Annotated in this window: 19 protein-coding genes and 2 tRNA genes; 11 read left to right on the top strand and 10 right to left on the bottom strand. The window is 62.3% G+C overall.

Annotated elements, in window-relative coordinates:
* Positions 1 to 53: 53 nt before the first annotated feature.
* The 11 genes from tpiA (at position 54) to pnp (ending at position 10,337) form a co-directional block, all read left to right on the top strand.
* Positions 54 to 803: a triose-phosphate isomerase gene (gene tpiA / locus BLR92_RS13480; protein ID WP_089729445.1), complete on the top strand. Its 750-nt coding sequence runs from the start codon at positions 54 to 56 to the stop codon at positions 801 to 803.
* A gap of 4 nt (positions 804 to 807) precedes the next feature.
* The gene (secG, locus tag BLR92_RS13475; protein WP_089729443.1) at positions 808 to 1,170 is read left to right on the top strand and encodes a preprotein translocase subunit SecG; all 363 of its coding nucleotides are present in this window, start codon (positions 808 to 810) and stop codon (positions 1,168 to 1,170) included.
* 145 nt (positions 1,171 to 1,315) lie between these two features.
* Positions 1,316 to 1,402: transfer RNA gene (locus BLR92_RS13470), tRNA-Leu, on the top strand.
* 99 nt (positions 1,403 to 1,501) lie between these two features.
* Positions 1,502 to 1,578, top strand: a tRNA-Met gene (locus BLR92_RS13465).
* A gap of 168 nt (positions 1,579 to 1,746) precedes the next feature.
* Positions 1,747 to 2,208 (top strand): ribosome maturation factor RimP, encoded by a 462-nt coding sequence (gene rimP / locus BLR92_RS13460; protein WP_089729441.1) that lies wholly within the window; start codon positions 1,747 to 1,749, stop codon positions 2,206 to 2,208.
* Between the two features lie 27 nt (positions 2,209 to 2,235).
* Positions 2,236 to 3,729 carry a transcription termination factor NusA gene (gene nusA, locus BLR92_RS13455; protein ID WP_089729439.1) on the top strand — a complete coding sequence of 498 codons (1,494 nt, stop codon included), beginning with the start codon at positions 2,236 to 2,238 and terminating at the stop codon, positions 3,727 to 3,729.
* Between the two features lie 27 nt (positions 3,730 to 3,756).
* The gene (gene infB, locus BLR92_RS13450) at positions 3,757 to 6,291 is read left to right on the top strand and encodes a translation initiation factor IF-2 (RefSeq protein WP_089729438.1); all 2,535 of its coding nucleotides are present in this window, start codon (positions 3,757 to 3,759) and stop codon (positions 6,289 to 6,291) included.
* A gap of 21 nt (positions 6,292 to 6,312) precedes the next feature.
* Positions 6,313 to 6,717, top strand: coding sequence for a 30S ribosome-binding factor RbfA (rbfA, locus tag BLR92_RS13445; RefSeq protein ID WP_089729436.1), 405 nt, complete (start codon positions 6,313 to 6,315; stop codon positions 6,715 to 6,717).
* On the top strand, positions 6,717 to 7,631 hold the full coding sequence (gene truB / locus BLR92_RS13440; RefSeq protein ID WP_089729434.1) for a tRNA pseudouridine(55) synthase TruB: 915 nt from the start codon (positions 6,717 to 6,719) through the stop codon (positions 7,629 to 7,631). The genes rbfA and truB overlap by 1 nt, the downstream gene beginning before the upstream one ends.
* 107 nt (positions 7,632 to 7,738) lie before the next feature.
* Positions 7,739 to 8,008: a 30S ribosomal protein S15 gene (gene rpsO / locus BLR92_RS13435; protein WP_089729432.1), complete on the top strand. Its 270-nt coding sequence runs from the start codon at positions 7,739 to 7,741 to the stop codon at positions 8,006 to 8,008.
* Between the two features lie 205 nt (positions 8,009 to 8,213).
* Complete coding sequence (gene pnp / locus BLR92_RS13430; RefSeq protein WP_089729430.1) at positions 8,214 to 10,337, top strand: polyribonucleotide nucleotidyltransferase; 2,124 nt, start codon at positions 8,214 to 8,216, stop codon at positions 10,335 to 10,337.
* A 97-nt stretch (positions 10,338 to 10,434) separates the two neighbouring features.
* Here pnp and BLR92_RS13425 read toward each other — a convergent pair whose 3' ends face one another.
* The 10 genes from BLR92_RS13425 to BLR92_RS19765 all read right to left on the bottom strand — a co-directional run bounded on the left by BLR92_RS13425 (position 10,435) and on the right by BLR92_RS19765 (position 22,309).
* Positions 10,435 to 11,442 (bottom strand): acyltransferase family protein, encoded by a 1,008-nt coding sequence (locus BLR92_RS13425; RefSeq protein WP_089729427.1) that lies wholly within the window; start codon positions 11,440 to 11,442, stop codon positions 10,435 to 10,437.
* Positions 11,443 to 11,615: 173 nt separating this feature from the next.
* Entirely contained in the window at positions 11,616 to 12,794 is a 1,179-nt protein-coding gene (locus BLR92_RS13420) for an acetyl-CoA C-acetyltransferase (protein ID WP_089729426.1), read from the bottom strand.
* Positions 12,795 to 12,889: 95 nt separating this feature from the next.
* On the bottom strand, positions 12,890 to 13,270 hold the full coding sequence (gene panD / locus BLR92_RS13415; protein WP_089729424.1) for an aspartate 1-decarboxylase: 381 nt from the start codon (positions 13,268 to 13,270) through the stop codon (positions 12,890 to 12,892).
* A 32-nt stretch (positions 13,271 to 13,302) separates the two neighbouring features.
* The gene (panC, locus tag BLR92_RS13410; protein WP_089729422.1) at positions 13,303 to 14,154 is read right to left on the bottom strand and encodes a pantoate--beta-alanine ligase; all 852 of its coding nucleotides are present in this window, start codon (positions 14,152 to 14,154) and stop codon (positions 13,303 to 13,305) included.
* Positions 14,154 to 14,945 carry a 3-methyl-2-oxobutanoate hydroxymethyltransferase gene (panB, locus tag BLR92_RS13405; protein WP_089729419.1) on the bottom strand — a complete coding sequence of 264 codons (792 nt, stop codon included), beginning with the start codon at positions 14,943 to 14,945 and terminating at the stop codon, positions 14,154 to 14,156. The genes panC and panB overlap by 1 nt, the downstream gene beginning before the upstream one ends.
* A gap of 119 nt (positions 14,946 to 15,064) precedes the next feature.
* Positions 15,065 to 15,562 (bottom strand): 2-amino-4-hydroxy-6-hydroxymethyldihydropteridine diphosphokinase, encoded by a 498-nt coding sequence (gene folK, locus BLR92_RS13400; protein ID WP_089729417.1) that lies wholly within the window; start codon positions 15,560 to 15,562, stop codon positions 15,065 to 15,067.
* Positions 15,555 to 16,976, bottom strand: a complete 1,422-nt coding sequence (gene pcnB / locus BLR92_RS13395; RefSeq protein WP_089729415.1) for a polynucleotide adenylyltransferase PcnB — start codon at positions 16,974 to 16,976, stop codon at positions 15,555 to 15,557. Before pcnB ends, folK begins: the two co-directional genes overlap by 8 nt.
* A gap of 849 nt (positions 16,977 to 17,825) precedes the next feature.
* Positions 17,826 to 19,205: a sigma-54-dependent transcriptional regulator gene (locus BLR92_RS13390; protein WP_089729413.1), complete on the bottom strand. Its 1,380-nt coding sequence runs from the start codon at positions 19,203 to 19,205 to the stop codon at positions 17,826 to 17,828.
* Positions 19,183 to 22,143, bottom strand: coding sequence for an ATP-binding protein (locus BLR92_RS13385; protein ID WP_089729411.1), 2,961 nt, complete (start codon positions 22,141 to 22,143; stop codon positions 19,183 to 19,185). Before BLR92_RS13385 ends, BLR92_RS13390 begins: the two co-directional genes overlap by 23 nt.
* Positions 22,133 to 22,309 (bottom strand): hypothetical protein, encoded by a 177-nt coding sequence (locus BLR92_RS19765; RefSeq protein ID WP_175488814.1) that lies wholly within the window; start codon positions 22,307 to 22,309, stop codon positions 22,133 to 22,135. The genes BLR92_RS13385 and BLR92_RS19765 overlap by 11 nt, the downstream gene beginning before the upstream one ends.
* Between the last annotated feature and the right edge of the window lie 45 nt (positions 22,310 to 22,354).

The following is a 22,354-nucleotide window of genomic DNA, read 5'->3' as shown; positions in this document are numbered from 1 at the left end:
TTGGTCGCGCGGCTCCTATACCATTTCGCACCACTTCGAGAAAGGGACAGTTCATGCGCATGCCGCTGATCGCCGGCAACTGGAAGATGAACGGGACGCTGGCGCTGATCGAGCGTTTCGGTCAGGCCTTCGCCGAGACGGGATTGGCGCCATCGGTGGAAGTGGCGTTGATGCCTCCCGCACCCTATCTGGCCGCCGCGCAGGACGCCTTGGGCGCGACGCCGGTAATGCTGGGCGCGCAGACACTCAATCCCGAGCCCTCGGGTGCCCACACCGGCGAGGTGAGCGGCGCAATGCTGGCCGAGTTCGGCGTACGCTACGTACTGGTCGGGCACAGTGAGCGGCGCTCGCTGTATCATGAGGACGATGTCGCCGTGCTGGCCCGTGTACGTGCGGCACACGGCGCCGGGTTGACCCCGGTCCTGTGCCTCGGCGAGACGCTTGCCGAGCGTGAATCCGGGCACAGCGAGGCGGTCGTGCTGAGCCAGCTCGAGGCGGTATTCGATAGCCTCGATTACGATGCTCGTGGGTGTGTCGTGATTGCCTATGAACCAGTTTGGGCGATCGGTACCGGGCGTACTGCCACACCGGCGCAGGCTCAGGCCATGCACGCGGCGATTCGTACCCGGCTCGGCGATTACGACGTCGATCTGGCGGCGAGGCTGCGCTTGTTGTATGGCGGCAGCATGAAGGCCGATAACGCCGCCGAGCTGCTTGCCCAGCCGGATATCGACGGCGGCCTGGTGGGCGGTGCTTCGCTCAAGGTCGACGATTTTTTAGCCATTTGTCAGTCAGCAGGTTGATACCATGCAAGTTGCCATTCTCATGATCCATGTGGCGATCGCCATCGCCCTGGTGGTTCTCATCCTGTTGCAGCAGGGTAAAGGCGCCGAAGCCGGCGCGGCCTTCGGGGGCGGTTCCTCGCAGACCGTGTTCGGCTCGCAGGGAAGCGGCGGCTTCCTGGCCAAGTTGACGGCCGTGCTGGCGGCGGCCTTCTTCGCCACCTCGTTGGCGCTGGCTTATTTTGCCTCCTCTCAAGCCGGCGATGTGCCGGATGTGGGCATTCCCGATGCGCAGGTGATAGAGCAGCAGCAATCGGTGCCGACGCTTGACGAAGGCGCGGGTAGCATGGATAATGCTGCGCCAGTGCTAGAGGATAGCGGAGAGTGATCTCCACCCTTGGCAGTGGTATGGGTTTGAAAAGCAGTACGAGTTTGGAAGATGCGATTTAAACCGGGTGAGAGTAGGTCGTCTATCCGGTTACGGGCAGGACAGACAGTACGAAAACGACTGACTGGCATGCTCGCCCCCTGATGCCGAAGTGGTGGAATTGGTAGACACGCTATCTTGAGGGGGTAGTGGCCTTATGGTCGTGGGGGTTCAAGTCCCCCCTTCGGCACCATCTGAATAAAGCCCGTGGGGTGTGATTCAGAAGCAAGATCGTGGCGGTGCGCTGTTCCTTGATCGAGGGAAAGCGGGTGTTATCATCGCCAAGCTATGATGCGGGGTGGAGCAGTCTGGTAGCTCGTCGGGCTCATAACCCGAAGGTCGTCGGTTCAAATCCGGCCCCCGCTACCAAGTTTCTTGTGAAAGGCCCCTTCCATCGAAGGGGCTTTTTGTTAGTAGCCGATGTTAGCAACCTGCGTTTTGATACGTATGCTGCCGACGCTAACGCCCATCAGCACCTAGCTTTTCTCTTTACTCCCGGTCAGGTGCCTGATGCAACTGCTGTAGGAGCCTTCGTCTGTGGCAACCAAGGACGCTGTGCTGAACGCGCTTATCGAGCCGGTGGTAACGGCCATGGGCTTCGAGCTGTGGGGCATCGAACGGATGGCCCAGGGCAAGCACTCCCGAGTGGTGGTGTATATCGATAGCCCCGATGGCATTACGGTCGAACATTGTGCTGATGTCAGCCGACAGATCAGCGGAGTTCTCGATGTCGAGGATCCGATCCCTGGCCAGTACCAGCTCGAGGTTTCCTCTCCGGGCATGGACCGGCCGCTATTCACCCTCGATCAGTTCGAGCGCTACAAGGGCAATAACGTGGCGCTGCGTCTGAGCGCGCCCTTCAATGGTCGACGCAAGTTCAAGGGCTTGCTGGCCGGCATCGAGGGCGACGAGGTGTTGCTGCATCTCGACGGCGAGGAATATTGCTTTCCCATCGACGGCATCGATCAGGCGCGGGTGGTCCCGCAGTTCGATGCATAAGAACTGGTTTTCTGGCGAGGCTAAGGCATGAGCAAAGAGATTCTGATGGTCGTTGACGCGATCTCGAACGAAAAGGGCGTGCCCCGTGATGTGATTTTCGGTGCCGTCGAGGCGGCGCTGGCCAGTGCGTCGCGCAAGCGCTTCGAGGGTCAGGAAGCGAGTGTACAGGTCAAGATCGATCGCGCCACTGGCGACTACGAAACGTTTCGCCGCTGGGTGGTGGTCGAAGACGATGAGTTCGAAAACCCCGATGCCGAGATCAAGCAGTCGTTCGCCGAGCAGCGCGATCCACCGCTGACATTGGGCGACGTGGTCGAGGAACATATCGAGAACGCCGCCTTCGGGCGCATCGCTGCGCAGACCGCCAAGCAGGTCATCGTGCAGAAGGTGCGCGAGGCCGAGCGCGCCGAGATCGTGCGCCAATACGCCGAGCGCGAGGGCGAACTGGTCGCGGGTATCGTCAAGAAAACGACACGCGAGGGTCTGATCATCGATCTCGGCGACAATGCCGAGGGCTTCCTGCCGCGTGGCGACATGATTCCCGGCGAGCGCTATCGCATGAACGAGCGCGTGCGGGCGCTGTTGTGGAAGGTCGACCCCGAGGCGCGGGGTTCGCAACTGATCCTGACCCGTACGCGTCCCGAGCTGATCATCGAGCTGTTCAAGATCGAAGTGCCTGAAATCGCCGAACAGCTGATCGAGATCAAGGGCGCGGCCCGCGACCCGGGTTCGCGGGCCAAGATCGCGGTCAAGACCAATGACAAGCGCATCGACCCCGTCGGCGCCTGCGTCGGCATGCGCGGGTCGCGTGTGCAAGCGGTGTCCAACGAGCTGGGTAACGAGCGCGTGGACATCATTTTGTGGGACGACAACCCCGCGCAATTGGTGATCAACGCCATGGCGCCGGCCGATGTCGCTTCCATTCTCGTCGACGAAGATGCCCATTCCATGGATGTCGCCGTCGCCGAGGACAATCTCGCCCAGGCCATCGGCCGCAGCGGCCAGAACGTGCGACTCGCCAGTGAATTGACCGGCTGGGCGCTCAACGTGATGACCGAGGACGAAGCCGAGGGCAAGCGCGATCAAGAGATCGACAGCCTGGTAGAGCACTTCATCAACCACCTCGAAATCGACGAGGAAGTGGCCAGAATACTGGTCGATGAGGGCTTCACCTCACTCGAGGAGTTGGCCTATGTGCCGCTCGAGGAAATGCTGGAAATCGAAGAATTCGACGAAGACCTGGTAGAAGAGTTGCGCGCACGCGCCAAGGACGAGCTTTTGAATTTGGCAATCGCCTCCGAGGAGGAGCTGGACGGCGCTCAACCCGCCGACGATCTCCTCGAAATGGACGGCATGGACCGTCACCTGGCCTTTATCCTGGCCAGTCGTGGCATCGTCACCATGGAAGATCTTGCCGAGCAGGCCATCGATGATCTCAGGGACATCGAGGACGTCAACGAAGAGCGCGCCGCGGCACTGATCATGACCGCCCGTGCGCCCTGGTTCGCGAGCGAAGAGTAACTAGGTCACGGGCTCAGGAGGGTCATAATGTCAGAAATGACGGTTAAAGATTTCGCAGTCAAGGTAGGGCGTGATACGTCTCGTCTACTGGAACAGATGAAAGACGCGGGTCTTCCGCACAAGGCCGAAGCCGATGCGGTTTCCGAGGAGGACAAGCAGCGTCTGCTCGATCACCTCACCAAAAGCCATGGCGGCGGACGCGGGCCCAAGAATCGGGTCACCCTGACGCGCCAGACCAAGAGCCGGATTCGTTCCGGCGATGGGCGTGGCAAGACCATCGAGGTCTCGGTGCGCAAGAAGCGTACCTACGTCAAGCGTGCCGAAGACGAAGCCCCCGAGGTGCAGCCGGAAGCGGCCGATCAGGGACCACGTCAGTTGGTCGGCGACATGGCCAATGCCACTCAGGCACGTGCCCAGGCAGAGAGCGACGCCAAGGCGGCTGAGGCCGCCGAAGCGGCTAAACAGGAAACCGCCAAGGCGGATGCCACGGAGCCGGCACCGGCCGGGGCCAAGCAGCCCCAGCCGGCAGTCGATATTCCGACCGAGCCACAGGTGAGCAGCGACGACGCTCCGGCCGAGCCCGAGGTCAATGCGCCGCCCAAGGAGCCGCGTAGCGACAGCCGCCGCGCGCCCAAGAAGGCGGCGGCCAAGAAGGGACGTCACGAGCCGAGCCGCAACGAGGATCGCGAAGAGCGCAGCGAGCGGCGCCGTGGTGGCAAGAAGGTCAAGCGCGCCGAGCGTCGCGGCACCCGTCGTGGTGGACGCGAGAGCGGCGGTCAGCACGCCTTCCAGAAGCCGACGCAGCCGATCGTGCGCGAAGTGGCGATCCCCGAGTCGATCAGCATCGCCGATCTGGCCGACAAGATGGCGATCAAGGCCAATGAGGTCATCAAGGCCATGTTCACCATGGGCGCGGCGGTGACCATCAACCAGACCATCGACCAGGACACTGCGGCGATCGTCGTCGAGGAAATGGGCCACACGCCCAAGCTGGTCAAGGACGATGCGCTGGAGACCGCGGTGCTGGAAGGCATCTCCTACGAAGGCGACGAGATCACCCGCTCGCCGGTCGTCACGGTGATGGGTCACGTCGACCACGGCAAGACCTCGCTGCTCGACTTCATCCGTCGCACCAAGGTGGCGACCGGGGAGGCCGGTGGCATCACCCAGCATATCGGCGCCTATCACGTCGAGGACGAGCACGGTGGCGTGACCTTCCTCGATACGCCGGGCCATGCGGCGTTTACCGCCATGCGTGCGCGCGGCGCCCAGGCCACCGACGTGGTCATCCTGGTGGTCGCGGCCGACGATGGCGTCATGCCGCAGACCATCGAGGCCGTCGAGCACGCCAAGGCCGCCGAGGTACCGCTGGTGGTCGCGGTCAACAAGATCGACAAGCAGGGCGCCGACCCCGATCGGGTCAAGAACGAGCTGTCGCAGCACGGTGTGATCTCCGAGGAATGGGGTGGCGACACCCAGTTCGTGCACGTCTCGGCCAAGACCGGCGAAGGCATCGATGCGCTGCTCGAAGCGGTGCTGCTGGTCTCCGAAGTGCTCGAACTCAAGGCCGTGCCGGATGCCCCGGGCAAGGGCGTGGTGGTCGAGTCGCGTCTCGACAAGGGGCGTGGTCCGGTAGCCACCGTGCTGGTTCAGAACGGCACGCTGCGGCGTGGCGATATCGTCCTCGCCGGCCTGCATTACGGCCGCGTGCGGGCGCTGACCAACGAACTCGGCCAGCAGGTCGAGGAAGTCGGTCCCTCGATGCCGGTGGAAATCCAGGGCCTTGATGGTACTCCCGAGGCCGGCGAGGACTTCATGGTCCTCGCCGACGAGAAGAAGGCTCGCGAGATCGCCAATTTCCGCCAGGGCAAGTACCGCGAAGTGCGTCTGGCGCGCCAGCAGAAAGCCAAGCTCGAGAACATGTTCAGCCAGATGGGCAAGGACGAAGTGGCCAAGGTCAATATCGTCCTCAAGGCCGACGTGCAGGGCTCACTGGAAGCCATTCGCGGCGCGCTCGAAGAATTGTCCACCGGCGAGGTCGAAGTTGCCGTGGTGTCTTCCGGGGTCGGTGGTATCACCGGCACCGATGCCAACCTGGCGCTGGCGTCGGATGCCATCGTGGTCGGTTTCAACGTCCGCGCCGATGTCGCCGCGCGCGAGATCGTCGAGCGTGAAGGGCTGGATCTGCGCTACTACAGCGTCATCTACCAGCTGATCGACGAGGTCAAGCAGGCCATGAGCGGCATGCTGGCGCCGGAATGGAAGGAACAGATCGTCGGTATCGCCGAAGTGCGCGATGTCTTCAAGGCGCCGAAGATCGGCGCGGTGGCCGGCTGTATGGTCGTCGAGGGCAACGTGCATCGTAACAAGCGGATCCGTGTACTGCGTGACAACGTGGTCATCTACGAGGGCGAGCTCGAATCGCTGCGCCGCTTCAAGGATGACGTCAACGAAGTGCGTAACGGCATGGAGTGCGGTATCGGCGTCAAGAACTACAACGATGTCCAGGTCGGCGACAAGATCGAGGTCTTCGACCAGATCAAGGTCGAGCGCAGCCTGTAAGGCATCGAAGGAGAGTCACGGATGCGCGAGTTCAAGCGTACCGACCGGGTCGCCGACCAGCTCCAGCAGGAGTTGGCGGTGCTCATCCAGCGCGAGGTCAAGGATCCGCGCCTGGGCATGGTGACCGTCAGCGGCGTGAATGTCAGTCGCGACCTGGGTTATGCCGATGCGTATATCACGCTGTTGGGTGACGACGACCCGGCGCGTATCAAGGAGAATCTGGCGGTGCTCAAGCGCGCCTCCGGTTTCCTGCGTAGCCAGATCGCACGGCGGATCAAACTGCGTCATGTGCCGGAGCTGCGCTTTCACTACGACGAGAGCGTATCGCGTGGGCACAAGCTGTCGTCGCTGATCGATCAGGCCGTCGAAGCCGACCGCGAACGCAACGAAGGCGATGAGAGTACATCGTCCGGAGATGAACGTTAATGGCGCGACGGCGTCGCGGTCTGCCGGTCGATGGGGTATTGCTGCTCGACAAGCCGCAAGGCATGTCGAGCAATCATGCCCTGCAACGCGCCAGGCGGTTATTGCAGGCGCAGAAGGCCGGACATACCGGCACCCTGGACCCCATGGCTACCGGCCTGTTGCCGGTGTGTCTGGGAGAGGCGACCAAGTTTTCGTCGCACCTTCTCGAGGCCGATAAGGTCTACCGCACGCGTGTGCGGTTGGGCGAGATCACCGCGACCGGCGATGCCGAGGGCGAGGTGATCGAGCGCCGCGCGGTGAAGTCCTTCGATGACGACGAGATCGAAAGCGTGCTAGCACGCTTTCGCGGTGACATCGAGCAGGTACCGCCGATGTACTCGGCCTTGAAGCATCGAGGACGACCGCTCTATCAATTGGCCCGTGAGGGCAAGACGATTGAGCGTGCGCCACGCCGCGTGACGGTTTATGATACGCGGCTTCTCGGGCGCGACGAGGCGGGTTTCGAACTCGAGGTTACCTGCAGCAAGGGGACCTATATTCGTACCCTGGCCGAGGACATTGGCCAGGCGCTCGAGTGCGGTGCGCATATCACCGCGTTGCGGCGGCTCAGAACCGGGCCCTTCGCGGACGACGCCATGCTGACCCTGGAAGCGCTCGAAGCGCGTGGCGGTCAGGCCGAACGCGAGGCGGCGCTGCTGCCGGCGGACGTGCTGGTCGCACATCTGCCGTGTTTCGAAGTCGACGATATGAGCGCCGGTCGGCTGTTGCAGGGCCAGCAGGCACTAACGGATACCGCCGGGCTGTCCGAGGACAGCCCGGCCCGACTGTATCGTGACGGGGTCTTTCTGGGCCTGGTCACGGTCATTGCGGCGGGGGTCATCGCCCCGCGCCGCCTGGTCGCCTCCACTCACTAGTGTGGCGTGCGACCTTCACCGCTCGACGGGAGCGGTGAACGTGGGACTGCAAATATGCGTGGTCCCCGACATTCATCATTCAGGCATATTGCTTACTGGAGACATAGATGGCACTCACCGCTGAGAAGAAGTCCGAAATCGTCACCGAATACGGTCGTGGCGACAACGACACCGGCTCCCCCGAAGTTCAGGTGGCCCTGCTGACCGCCAATATCGACGGCCTGCAGTCTCACTTCAAGACCAACAAGCAGGATCACCACTCGCGTCGTGGCCTGATCCGCATGGTCAACCAGCGCCGCAAGCTGCTCGACTACCTGAAGCGCAAGGATTTCGAACGCTATCAGTCGCTGATCCAGCGTCTGGGCCTGCGTCGCTAATCCGGCGTGCGGTCGTGCAAGACTCGGTTTTCATGGCCTGGTTTTGCAGGGCCTGCTCTGGTTTTACAAGGCCTGCTACCGCAGGATCCTGGAACAAGCAACCCCTCGGGGTTGCTTGTTCTTTTATTGTCTAGCGGTACCTTCTATCATGGCCGCCGAGTACAAACGAATTGCAAGCGAACCTAAATAGGCGAAGGAAGTCATCGTGAATCCGGTCAAGAAAACATTCCAGTACGGTCAAAGCACCGTCACTCTCGAAACCGGGCGTATCGCCCGTCAAGCCACTGGCGCCGTGCAGGTCACCATGGACGACACCGTGGTGCTATGTACCGTGGTTGCCAGAAAGGAACCCAAGCCGGGCCAGGACTTTTTCCCGCTTTCCGTTCACTACCAGGAAAAGACCTATGCGGTCGGCAAGATTCCCGGTGGCTTCTTCAAGCGCGAAGGGCGTCCGACCGAGAAGGAAACCCTCACGTCGCGGCTCATCGACCGGCCGATCCGTCCGCTGTTCCCCAAGGGCTTCATGAACGAAGTCCAGGTCATCTGTAACGTGTTGTCTGCCGATCGCAATCAGAACCCCGACATTGCCGCGATGATCGGCACCTCGGCGGCGCTGGCGATTTCCGGCGTTCCCTTCAGCGGTCCGATCAGCGCCGCCCGCGTGGCGTTCACCGAGGAACGTGGTTACTTCCTCAACCCCAGCGTCGAGGAGCTCGTCGATTCCGAGCTCGACATGGTGGTTGCCGGTACCGAGAAAGCGGTACTGATGGTCGAGTCCGAGGCCAAGGAGCTACTCGAAGACGAGATGCTCGGCGCGGTGCTCTATGGTCACCAGGAAATGCAGGTAGTGATCGGCGCGATCAACGAGTTGGTCGCCGAAGCCGGTAAAACCAAGTGGGACTGGCAACCGGCGGCGGAAAACTCCGCGCTCAAGGACGCCCTGGCCAGTGGCTTCGAGGCCAAGGTCGGCGACGCTTATCGCATCACCGACAAGATGGCCCGCCAGGATGCGATCGCCGCACTCAAGGCCGAGGCCGTCGAGCAGTTGGCGAGCGGCGATAATACCGCGTTCAGTGCCGACGAAATCGCTGGTGCCTTCGCCGGCCTCGAGAAGCGCGTGGTACGCAGCCGGGTGATCGACGGCGAGCCGCGTATCGACGGCCGCGATCACAAGACCGTGCGTCCGCTCGATATCGAAATCGGCGTGCTGCCCAAGACCCATGGCTCCGCGGTGTTCACGCGCGGCGAGACCCAGGCCATCGTCATCGCCACGCTGGGCACCCTGCGCGATGCGCAGTTGATCGAATCGCTGGAAGGCGAGCGCAAGGACCGCTTCCTGTTGCACTACAATTTTCCGCCGTACTGCGTGGGCGAGGCCGGTTTCATGGGTGGCCCCAAGCGCCGCGAGATTGGTCACGGCCGTCTGGCGCGGCGCGGCATCCAGGCCATGTTGCCCAGCGATGAGGCGTTCCCCTACACCATCCGCGTGGTCTCCGAGATCACCGAATCCAACGGCTCGAGCTCGATGGCTTCGGTGTGCGGTACCTCCCTGGCGCTGATGGATGCCGGTGTGCCGCTCAAGGCGCCGGTGGCGGGTATCGCCATGGGTCTGGTCAAGAACGACGACAGATTCGCCGTGCTGACCGATATCCTCGGTGACGAGGATCATCTCGGCGACATGGACTTCAAGGTCGCCGGCAGTGCCGAAGGTGTTACCGCGCTGCAGATGGACATCAAGATCGAGGGCATCAACGAAGAGATCATGGAGACCGCGCTACAGCAGGCCCATGAGGCTCGCCAGAGCATCCTCGCACAGATGAATCAGGTGATCGCGCAGAGCCGTGAGGACGTCTCCGAGAACGCGCCCTCGATGGCCACCATCAAGATCGCCCCGGACAAGATCCGCGACGTGATCGGCAAGGGCGGCGCGACCATCCGCAAGATCTGCGAAGACACCGGCGCCTCCATCGATCTCGACGACGACGGCACCGTGCGTATCTACGCCGAGGACAAGGCCGCGGCCAAGCGTGCTATCGATACCGTGCTCGGCATCACCGCCGAAGCCGAGATCGGCAAGCTGTATCGCGGCAAGGTCGTGCGGATCGCCGACTTCGGCGCTTTCGTCAATATCATGCCCGGCACCGATGGCCTGGTACACATCTCGCAGATCGTCTCCGAGCGGGTCAACGACGTGCGTGATTTCCTCAACGAGGGCGATGAGGCGACGGTCAAGGTTCTCGATATCGACAACCGTAACCGCGTGAAGCTCACCATCAAGGAAATCACCGCCGAGGAGAAGGCCGCGTTCGAGGCCGAGCTGGCTGAGTGACCGCTGCGTAGCACCGGCTTGTATCATCGAGAACCCCGTCGAGAGACGGGGTTCTTGCGTTCATACGCCAGCGGGCTTGCAAAGAGAATTGCTTGACCTAGGCGAGGGCGGTCAAGCGGCGTTTGATGTGTCGCGATAAACGCTTTTCGAGGTACTCGTAACTGAACCACGATAACAAGCCAATTAACGGTAGGCATAAGGCCAGGACGAGATAAGGAGCAAGCCCAAGGGCTTCACCGAGTGCATAGTGGGCCGTCCACAACACGATGACGTGTACAAGATAGGTCGAGTAGGACCAGTCGCCTAGCAGCTTGCACGCGTGGTTGCCATTGAAGTGGGGCTCCAAGGCAATGCAGGCGGCGATCAATACGGCGCTGGGCAGGCCCCAGGCAACGAAGCGAAGTGGCCCCTGAGGGTTATCGAACTGCATCAGTACCACGAAGGCGGCAACTGCCAGGATAGCTGGCATCATACCCCCTCGGGACAACCAGCCACGGCGATAGACGACGGCTACACCAGTCCCGAGAAGAAATTCATAGAGAATCGGATTGGCATAGAACTCGCTGAGTATCGGACGATGAGCCAGCCAACCATTGATGACGATCAGGATGAATGCGACCAGCCATAGGCGCAGGCGGTGTTTGACCAACAGCGACAGGGCGAATACTAGATAGAACAGCATCTCGAAGTTGAGAGTCCAGCCGACAGGAAGGGTTGGGTAGTAGCCGTAGCCGGCGGGAGTCTCGTTGGGAATGAAGGCTAACGATAACAACAGGCTCGGTAGGTCGGTCTGGTAGACGGGCATCACATCGCTGGTGGTGAAGATGATGGCAGCGGTAACCAGCGTATGTACCCAGTAGGCTGGGACGATGCGCGCCGCGCGATGCAGCAAGAATTCTCCTGTCGATGGCTCGCGCGTGGCGGTAGAGACATAGATGACGAAACCACTCAGGATAAAAAAGATATCCACACCCACCTGGCCGCGCGTCGCAAGCAAATACTCGAATGTGTTGTGGGTTTCGAAGTTGAAGAAGACTTGAATGAAGTGATGAAAAACGACAATCCATGCAGCGAAGGCGCGTAGCGCTTGAATCGAGAACAGCATGTATCCATTCCTGCGACAATGACAAAAATAACGGCGCCATGGGCGCCGTAAAATGGAAAATTATCAGGAGGAAAAGTTCAACCTACCCTCTGGAACTTACAAAACACTGTTTTCTTTTACGTTGTGAAATTACCGTCATCGCGTGGCGGGCGACTCACCAACAGTTGATGAAGTCACCGCTCTATGGCCAAAGCGACCCCCTGTCCGCCGCCGATGCATAGTGTCGCCAGCCCCTTCCTAGCGTCGCGGGCGATCATCTCGTGCAGCAGGCTGACCAGCACGCGGCAGCCGGAGGCGCCGATGGGGTGCCCCAGCGCGATGGCGCCGCCATTGGGGTTCACCTTGGCCATGTCCCAGCCCAACTCCTTGTTGACCGACAGCGCCTGAGCGGCGAACGCTTCGTTGGCTTCGACCAGGTCGAGATCGTCGAGCGTCCAGCCGGCTTTTTCCAGGCAGCGGCGAGTGGCCGGGGCGGGGCCTATGCCCATGATGGCCGGGTCGACACCGGCGTTGGCGTAGGCCTTGATGCGCGCCAGCGGCTCCAGACCCAGTTCGCGGGCCTTGGCCTCAGAGCACAGCATGGCCACCGCCGCCCCATCGTTGAGCGACGACGCATTGCCGGCGGTAATGCTGCCGTCCTTCTTGAAGGCTGGCTTCATGGCGGCGAGCTTTTCGGCGGTGGTGCCGGCACGCGGGCCTTCGTCGGTATCGAAAACCACCGGGTCGCCCTTGCGCTGCGGTATCTCGATCGGCACGATCTGGCTCTTGAAGCGACCCGACTCGATGGCGGCGACGGCGTTGCGCTGCGAAGCCGCAGCGAATTCATCCATCTGCTCGCGGGTAATGCCGTACTTCTCGGCCAGATTCTCGGCGGTGATGCCCATATGATAATGATTGAAGGCGTCCCATAGCCCGTCGTGGACCATGGTGTCGATGGCCTTCCAGTCGCCCATGCGCTGGCCGGTGCGGGAGTTGGGCAGTACGTGGGGCGACAGCGACATGTTTTCCTGGCCACCGGCGAGGATCAACTCGGCATCGCCGCAGCGAATTGCCTGAGTCGCCAGGTGCAGCGCCTTGAGCCCCGAGCCGCAGACCTTGTTGATGGTCATGGCCGGTACCGTGTCGGGCAGGCCGGCGAGAATCGATGCCTGGCGGGCCGGGTTCTGACCGCAGCCGGCGGTCAGCACCTGGCCGAGCAGGACTTCATCGACCTGATCGGGGGCAACGCCGGTGCCGGCGAGGATATCCTTGATGACCCGGGCGCCCAACTCGGTGGCGGGCAGGCTGGCGAGCGCACCGCCGAAGGTACCGATAGCGGTGCGGCGTGCCGCGACGATGACCACATCTTGCATGCGAGACTCCTTGGCAGGGAATAGACGACTGCCTACAGCATAGGAGACTTTTGTGCGCTGCGGCAATCGCTAATGCGTGGTATTGCCGAGCATGCTCAGGCTACCTGCACGGGGATGGCGTGGCTGGTGTGACTGACCACGTTGGCTTCCTTGAGATAGATCAGCGCCGGCTGGTGAGCGTCCAGCTCGGCCGCGCTGTAGTGGCCGTAGCTGCAGATGATCACCCGATCGGCGACATTGGCCAGGTGCGCGGCGGCGCCATTCACCGAGATCAGGCGTGAGCCCTCTTCGCCGCGAATGGCATAGGTAGTGAAGCGTTGGCCGTTCTCGACGTTGTAGATCTGTATCTGCTCGTTCTCGCGAATGCCGGCCATGTCGAGCAGTTCGCCATCGATGGCGCAGGATCCCTCGTAATTGAGCACGGCATGGGTGACGCGGGCCATGTGCAGCTTGGCTTTGAGCATGACGGTGTACATGTTAGTCCTCTGTTTTGTGGGCGTGCCGCGCTTCAACGTGGCAGCGAGACCGTGAGATTGTCGATCAGGCGCGCCGGGCCGAGATGCACGGCGGCAAGCAACACGGCGTCACGGGTAGCGTCGGTGACCGGGCTCAGATCGTCAGCGCGGCGTAGCTCGAGATAGTCGGGAGCCAGGCCGCCAGCGCTGAGCCGGGCCAGCGTGTCGCGCAATACCGTGTCGTGGGGTTCGCCGGCTTGCAGGGCGTCGCGTGCCTGACACAGGTTGCGATACAGCGCCGGGGCCTGGGCGCGCTGGCGCGCGTCGAGATAGCCATTGCGCGATGACAGGGCCAGGCCATCGTCGGCACGCACGATGGGTACGCCGACGATGTCGATCGGGAAATGCAGGTCGGCGGTCAGCTTGCGGATCACCGCCAACTGCTGGCGGTCCTTTTCGCCGAAACAGGCCAGGTCCGGCTGGAACAGATTGAACAGCATGGCCACCACCGTCGCGACACCATCGAAGTGGCCCGGACGGCTGGCGCCACACAGACCCTCGGAAACCACCGGCACATGCACGCGGGTCTGCGCCTCGAGTCCTTGTGGATAAAGTGTCGTGCTGGTGGGGGTGAACAACAGGTCGCAGCCGGCGGCCGCGAGTTTGGCCTGGTCATCGGCCAGCGTGCGCGGGTAGGCATCGAGATCCTCGCCCGCGCCGAACTGCAGCGGGTTGACGAAGATGCTCGCGACGACCACGTCGGTACGGGCACGAGCCGCCTCGACCAGGGCAATATGGCCTGGGTGCAGATTACCCATGGTCGGCACCAGGCCGATACGCTGGCCTTGGCGGCGGGCCTGTCCGAGCGCCTGGCGCAACTCGGCGATATCGCTCAGGGTACGCATCAGAAGCTATGCTCGGCGGCCGGGAAGTGACGTGCCTTGACCGCTTCATGATAGGCGCGGAAGGCATTCTCGATGGAGTCGGCCTCGGCGAGAAAATTCTTGACGAAGCGCGGGGTGCGCCCGAGGCTCACGCCTAGCACATCATGCATGACCAGAATCTGGCCGTCGACATCGGGGCCGGCGCCGATACCGATCACCGGTACGTCGAGCGCCTCGCGCATGGCGCGGCCCAGGCTCGCCGGCACGCATTCGAGTAGAATTACCGAGGCGCCGGCCGCGACCAGCTCATGAGCGTCGGCGATCATTTGCTCGGCGCGCACGGCGTCACGCCCCTGCACCTTGTACCCGCCCAATTGATATACTGTCTGGGGCGTCAGACCCATATGTGCACAAACCGGTACGCCGCGCCGGGTCAGCTCGCGAATGCCATCGGCTAGCCATGCCTCACCTTCTATCTTGATCATCTCGGCACCGGCGCGCATCAGCGCGCCGGCATCCTGCAGCAAGCGCTCCTGACTCGCGTTGCTCATGAACGGCAGGTCGGCCATCAATAGGCTCGTACCCTTGGCGCGGGCCACGCTACGGGTGTGATAGCAGATGTCGTCGAGCGTCACCGGCAGGGTGCTGGCGTGGCCCTGCAGGACCATGCCCAGCGAATCACCGACCAGCAATACCTCGATACCGGCCTGGCTGGCGACATGCGCGAAGGAGGCGTCGTAGGCGGTCAGGCAACTGAACGTTTCACCGGCGCGTTTGCTGGCCTGCAGCGTGCTCAGAGTGACGGTTTTCATGGGCTTGCGATCTCGTCTTTACATAGCGGCTCAAGAAGGCGCCGGGTTGGCGTGGTGTTACTTTTAACTGTTACCGAAGCATGACGGAAGTGTGAAACGGTAACAAAAAACCTGCAACCCTACCTTTCGGGTGACAAACAACGTAACCCCGTATGCTCGAGACGCGACGCCAGCCAGTCGATACGCTTGCCATCGATCCGTTCTTGCGGGGCGATGTCGGCTAGCGGAACCAACACGAAGGCGCGCTCGCACATGGCCGGATGAGGTACGCGCAGGCGTGGCAAGTCGAGGTGACGATCGTCGAACAACAGTAGGTCCAGGTCCAGTGTTCGAGGCCCCCAGTGACGCTCGCGCAAGCGTCGCTGAGCTTGCTCCAATGCCTGTAACTGGTCGAGTAGCGCCAGCGGTGACAGGTGCGTTGCCAGCAGGGCCACCACATTGACGAAATCGGGCTGATCCTGAGGGCCGACTGGCTTGCTGGCGTAGAGCGGTGAATGCGTTGTCAGGCGAGTCAGCGGCAAACCATCGAGCGCCGCCAAGGCCTGCTCGATACGCCGTTGCGGGCCATCGAGGTTGCTGCCCAGGCCGATATAGGCGCGATGCTCGAAGTCAGTCATTCGACTCGTTGTGCGATGCTTGATTCGGCCCCTTGCTGCGTCGGCGCTTGCGGGGGCGACGCTTGCGACCCTCGGAGGTGCTGGCCGGGTCGGCGTCCACCTTGCCTAGCAAACGGCGTTGCTGGTGCTCGTCGCCCTCCTGAAAGGCGGTCCACCAGTCGCCCAGGCCCGGTGGAATCTCACCGGCGGCCTCGCGTAGCAGCAGAAAATCGTAGGCGGCACGAAAGCGCGGATGCTCGCGGGTCAGGAAGGCGCGTTTGCCGCGACGCTTGGGCAGGCGCTGCTGTAAATCCCAGATATCGCGCATCGGCAGGCTGAAGCGCTTGGGAATCGAGATATGCTGTAACTGCCGTGACACCGCCTGTTGCGCAGCGGTCTGTTGCGCGGGGATCGGTGGCATGCCGTCGGCCAGCAGCTTCTGGGTACGCAGGTGAACGCCGGGCCAGAGTAACGCGGCAAACAGGAACGCCGGAGTGACCGGGCGTTCCTGGCGTATCCGCGTGTCGGTGCTGGTCAATGCTTCAAGGAACAGCGGCTCGGCCCAGGGCAGTTCATCCATGGCTTCCTGCGCCTCGGGGAACAGCATGGCGAACAGACCATAGTCGCGCAGCCGATGGAATGTCGCCACGGCGTCACCGCACAGAAATAGCTTGAGGACTTCCTCGAACAGCCGCGCCGGCGGAATTTGCAGCAGCAATGGCGCCAACTCGGCAATCGGCGCTTCGCTGGCCGGGGCGATGGTGAAGTCCAGCTTGGCGGCGAATCGTACGGCACGCAGCATGCGCACCGGGTCTTCGCGATAGCGGGTGGCGGGGTCGCCGATCAACCGCAGGGTGCGGCTTTCGATATCGCGGACCCCATTTGCCCAGTCGTGCAGCGAGAAGTCGGCGATATTGTAGTAGAGTGCGTTGACGGTGAAATCACGTCGCAGGGCATCTTCCTCGATGTTGCCCCAGACGTTATCGCGCAGTAGCAGGCCGTGCTCAGACTGTTGCGCCAGATGCTCGCCATGATCGTCACCGGGGCGTCCGCGAAAGGTGGTGACTTCGATGATTTCGCGGCCGAAGCGCACATGCACGATACGAAAGCGCCGCCCGATGATGCGCGAATTGCGAAACAGGTCGCGCAGTTCTTCCGGGGTTGCGTTGGTGGCGACGTCGAAATCCTTGGGTATCCTGCCCAGTAGCGCATCGCGTAGGCAACCACCGACCAGGTAGGCATCAAAGCCGGCATTGTGCAGTCGGTAGAGCACCTTCAGCGCGCCGTCGCTGAACGACCGACGCGAAATGCTGTGCTCATCTCGGGGAATGATGCGTAGCCCGGGCAGCGCATCGCCAGAGCCTTCATTGTTGCCGAACAGGGTCTTCAAACGTTCACCGGGACGTTGGAGAAAGCGGGTAAATCCTTTGAACATGCCGCGATATCGACTCGCAGTGTGCGGGTGGCCAGTGTAGCCGAGCCCGGATGCCTTGCAAAGCACTGCCAGGCAAAGGGCCAATGCATAGGTGCCAAACGTAGAAAGGGGAGACCTGTCGGTCTCCCCTGAAGCAGTCGTTCAGCATCCGTGCTGATGATTCTTCTTCGTGATGGCGCATCGCCTTGAATACGCACCACAGTCACCAATCGGACTCATCAGGCAAGCAGTATTCTTATTGTTGTTGGTCTTCCTGGTGGCGACCGTCTCGTATTCAAAACAATAATCCAACCACGACGGCAGGGTTGCTGCCTTCCTTCGACCTATTGTTCTTATTGCCGAAGGCGCGCCTCTGACGGGATGTTGTTCTTGTTGAGCCCGTTCGCGGTGCGTCGCGTTCCGATACATCTACCGATACCGGATAGTCGATCCTGTTGTGTTTGTTGTGATCGACGTGCCTCTCGTGACGATTGTTGTTGTTAAGCCAAGAGAAACCGAACCTTGCCCGGAGCGTTGTTATTGTTGGTGCGCCGGTAACATCACCATCGATTCGCGCTCTTGTTGTTGTTCGCGTCGATGACGTTCGGTTGTTGTTTTTCTTGCCAATAGAAGTTGCAGGCTATGTGCCACCTCTATTTTTTTTCTGTGAAATTAATAAGTTATTGTGATGCGATCGCAGCGTCGCATAGGCCTCTCGGCAATGTGTTACCGCGAGCGGCATGTTGCAGGGTGTAGGCTGTGTGAGAAGGTAACAAATGACCCAAGTTAGCGTTGTGAAGCCGGCAAACGCTTAACGCGCTATGGACTTTTGCGCTTTATACCATGGTCGAGTGGACGCAAATGCTGCTGCTATGCAGTGCGACTGCGCGGGCTCTTCTTGCGCGGAATGCCTAGCCGCTGGCGTCGCTCCCACAGGCATTTGCGGCTGATACCCAGCTTCTGGGCCAGTTCGGTTTCGCTCATCTGATCCTGGTGTTCGAGCACGAAATGCTGGAAATAGTCCTCCAGCGACAGGTCTTCCTCGTTATTCTCGGCGTTTTCCGTGGACACGGAGGGCGTGGTCAGCCTGACTGCGGCAGGCCGGGTAACGGCCGTGGAAGGCCTGAGCCCCAGGTCGTCGGGGTGGATCAGGTGCCCCTCGGCAAGAATCACCCCGCGTTCGAGGGCATTCTCCAACTCGCGGACATTACCGGGCCACGGGTAGTCGCGAATATCACGGCGCGCCGCGCGGGAGAGCTTGAGCCCATCACGGGAATGACGCCGGCAGGCGCCTTCGAGCAGCACATCGGCGATCTTGAGGATGTCACCCTCGCGCTCGCGCAGCGGTGGCAGATCGATCTGCATGACATTGAGGCGGTAATACAGATCGAGACGAAACTCGCCGCTTTTCGACATGCCATGCAAGTCGCGATGCGTGGCGGCGATCAACCGTACATCGACGTGGCGCGTCTCGACCGAGCCGATCTTGCGGATCTCGCCTTCCTGTAGCACGCGCAACAGGCGTGCCTGGGCATCTAGCGGCAATTCGCCGATTTCATCGAGAAACAGCGTACCGCCATCGGCGGCCTCGACCAGACCGGTGCGGGCGGCGCTGGCGCCAGTAAAGGCGCCTTTTTCATGGCCGAACAGCTCGGACTCGATCAGCGTTTCGGGAATCGCCGCGCAATTGACGCAGATCAGTGGCGCGCGTGCACGCTGACTCTGGCGATGAATGGCGCGGGCCACCAGTTCCTTGCCGGTGCCTGATTCGCCCTGGATGAGCACCGTGACGTCCGCCGGCGCGGTCTTGCGGATGCGGCTGTAGACCACCTGCATGCCAGGGCACTCGCCGATCATTTCCTGCGGCGCGACGCTATTGGCGTTGGTGGGCAGTGCCGTGGGCGCGTGGGTGCTGAGCGCCTTGGCCACGGTATCGAGCAGTTCGTCGTGATCGAATGGCTTGGCGATATAATCCACGGCGCCCTGTTTCAGGGCATCCACCGCCGAGCGCATGCTGGCGTAGCTGGTCATGATCAGCACCGGCACCGGCGCCGCGGCGTCGATCAGCGCCGTGCCAGGATCGTTGGGCAGGCGCAGGTCGCTGATTACCAGGTCGAAGCGCTGCGGGTCCAGCTCGAGGGCTTCGGCAACCGTTCCCGCCTCGCTGATCTGGTGGTCGTGGCGCTCCAGCAGGCGACGCAACGCGGTGCGAATAATGGTTTCATCTTCAACGATCAGAATCCGGCTCATCGTGGTCTTCGCCGTCCTCTTGTGGTCTGGGCAGCCACATCGCGATGCGGGTGCCATGTTGTTGCCCTGGCGGGGGTGAGTCGATCTGGATGTGTCCATGATGCTCGCGGATGATGCTGTAGACCAGCGGCAACCCGAGACCGGTTCCTTCTCCGGGGGGCTTGGTGGTGGAGAAGGGTTCGAATAAATGGTCGCGGACCGAGGCATCGATGCCGTGCCCGGCGTCGCTGACGCTCAACTCCACGCCGCTGCCCTGTGGCTTGGCCTCGATGACGATTTCATCGCCGGGCTGGCTGGCATCACGGGCATTGCCAATCAGGTTGACCAGCACCTGCACCAGTCGCTGGGCGTCGCCCTGAACCCGTAGGCCCATGGGGCAAAGGTTACTGTAAACCACATCCTGACCCGAGCGGGCCAGGCGGATCAAGTGCAACGCCTCTTCGCCGACCTGATATAGCTCCACGGCAGTGAGTCGGGTCTGCTCTACATGGCGCCCGCCATGCGCGAAACTGACCAGCGAGCCGACGATGCGCGACACGCGCTCAGTCAGTTGCTGAATCTGATCGGCGGTTTCCAGCAGTTGCGGGTCGTCGGTATCGTAGCGCAGATTCTGAGCCAGCGACGAGATGCCGGTGATCGGGTTGCCGATCTCGTGGGCGACGCCGGCCGCCAGCCGGCCGATGGAGGCCAGCCGCTCGGAGTGGACCAGTTCATCCTCGAGCCACTTCATCTCGCTGTGGTCCTCGATCAGGATCACCGTGCCGCCGCGCTCGCCTTGCTCGGCGGCCAGCGTCGCCTTGTGCAGGGTCAGGTAGCGAAGTCCGCTTTCCAATGTCACCGCCTGCTTGTAAAGATAGCTGCCGGGCTCGTCGAAGATACGCCCCAGCAGCTCGGCCCAGGGCGCCGGCAGGCTGTCGCGCCGCGCGCCGATGACGCTGTCGCCTTCGATGCCCGAGAGTTGCGCTAGGGCATCGTTCCACATCAACAGTTCGCTGTCGTCACCGAAGGCGCACAGGCCGATCGGCAATTGCGTCAGGGTACGGCGGTGGTAGCGGCGCAGGCCGTCGAGTTCACGGGCCAGCCCGGTGAGTCGCGAGCGATAGGCTTCCAAGCGGCTCTCGACGAAGTGAATGTCATCGGTCGGGGCCAGGCCGTCGTACTGATAGGGCAGGAAACGATCGACGATATCCTGGGCGACCGACGGGCCCATCAACCCCGACAGATTGGCCTGGATGCGATCGCGCAGCCGGCGCAGCGCGTAAGGGCGACCATCGTGAGGCGACAGCCCCAGCGCCGCCAGCGCATTATCGACCTCGCGTTCGGCGACCTCGCGGCCGAGCGCTTCGGCCAGGTAGGGCTTGAAATCCTCCCCGGTGCGCGCCGCCAGCGGCAGGCGTTTGGGGCGAATCACCGCATCCACCGAGCAGGCCTCGGCGGCTGCACGCTCGCCCTCCGAGGTGCGCGTGATCAGCGATACCGTAATGAAGATGATGATGTTGGCGGCCAACGCAACCAGGGTGATTGCGTACCAGGCGGGTTCATCCTCCAGCGCTTCGAGCCCCGGTGGAATGAACACCAACGGCGCCTGGTCGGTGAGTAACGGCAGCCACAGACCGAGTAGCCACACCGCGCAGCCAGCGGCCAGGCCGCAGAGCATGCCCTTGCGATTGGCGCCGGGCCAGTACAGCACTGCGAGCATGCCGGGCAGGCACTGCGCCATGCCGACGAAAGAGGTCAGTCCCAGGGTGGTGAGGTCGTGCTTGATGCCCACGGTGCGATAAAACAGCCAGCCGCCGAGGATCACCGCGACGATCAGCGCCCGGCGTAGCCAGAGTAGCCAGCGGTAGAGATCAGGCTGATTGTCCGGCGGGCGGGCGACCAGCACCAGATGATTGAGCACCATGCCGGCCAGGGCGATGGCGATGATGATCATGGTGCCGCTGGCCGCGGCCAGGCCGGCGATGAAGACCAGTGCATCGACCCACGGATTGGCCGATAGAGCGAAAGCCAGGTAGGCCGAGCCCAGCGCCGAAGCGTCGACTCCCAGGCGCTGAGTGGCCCATACGATCAGCGGCACCGGCAGCGCCATCAGCAGCAGATACAGCGGCAAGCTCCAACTGGCCTGCAACAGTGCTCGGCGTGACGGCGTTTCGGTGAAGGTCATATGGAACATGTGCGGCATCAGAAACGCCGCGGCGAAGAACAGTAACAGCAGGGTGCGCCACTGGCCGGGATCGAGACGCAGCGTCGACGATTGTGCTGCCAGGCCGGGCCCGTTAAGCCAGCTCTGCAGGTCGGTGGGACCATCGAAGACGCCGTACAGCGCGACACCGCCGAGCGCCAGCATGACCGCCAGTTTGACCAGCGACTCCAGGGCGATCACCGCCAGCAGGGTGTCATGACGCGCTTGCAGGTGGGTGTGGCGCGCGCCGAACAGGATCGCCAACAAGCCGATCAATACGCAGAAACCGAGCGCCAGCAGGGCCGGCGAGACGGCACCGGTGAGCAGGTGAACGGCATCGCCCATGGTCTGAACCTGTAGCGCCAGCAGGGGCATTACCGACAGCAACGTCACCAGCGTGATCAACGTGCCGACCCAACGGCTGCGAAAGCGAAAGGCGAACAGATCGGCCAGCGAGGCCAACTGGTAGGTGCGCGTCATGCGCTGAATCGGCACCAGCAGCACCGGCACCAGCAGAAAGGCGCCGGCGACGCCCAGATAGTAGGCCAGGTAGCCATAACCGACCTCGGTGGCCAGCTCGACGCTGCCATAGACCGCCCAGGCACTCGCATAGACACCCAGTGCCAGCGAGTAGACGGCCGGATGACGCACGAGGCGCGTCGGTACCCAGCCGCGCTCTACCGCTAGCGCGCAGAGGAACAGCAGCAGCAGGTAGCCGGCACCCAGCGTAAAGACTCCAGCGAGGCTAGTGCTCATCGAGTTTTCTCTTCTGCTCCAGCCACATGGAGAGCGCGATCAGGATGCCCCAGATAACGAACGGTCGGTACCAGGCCATGCCCGGCGTGGCCCAGCCGCTCATCAGCATGGGCGAGAGCAGGTAGCCGCCGAAGACCAGAAACAACATGATGCGATAGACGTACATAAAGACGGCCTTGCATGCGGGTCGAAGAAACGAGTCTAGGGCGCG

Origin of the sequence: Modicisalibacter muralis, from assembly GCF_900102945.1 — a bacterium.
Taxonomy (GTDB): domain Bacteria; phylum Pseudomonadota; class Gammaproteobacteria; order Pseudomonadales; family Halomonadaceae; genus Modicisalibacter; species Modicisalibacter muralis.
Note: the sequence above shows the minus strand (reverse complement) of the source record. Positions and strands in the feature narration are given on the sequence as shown.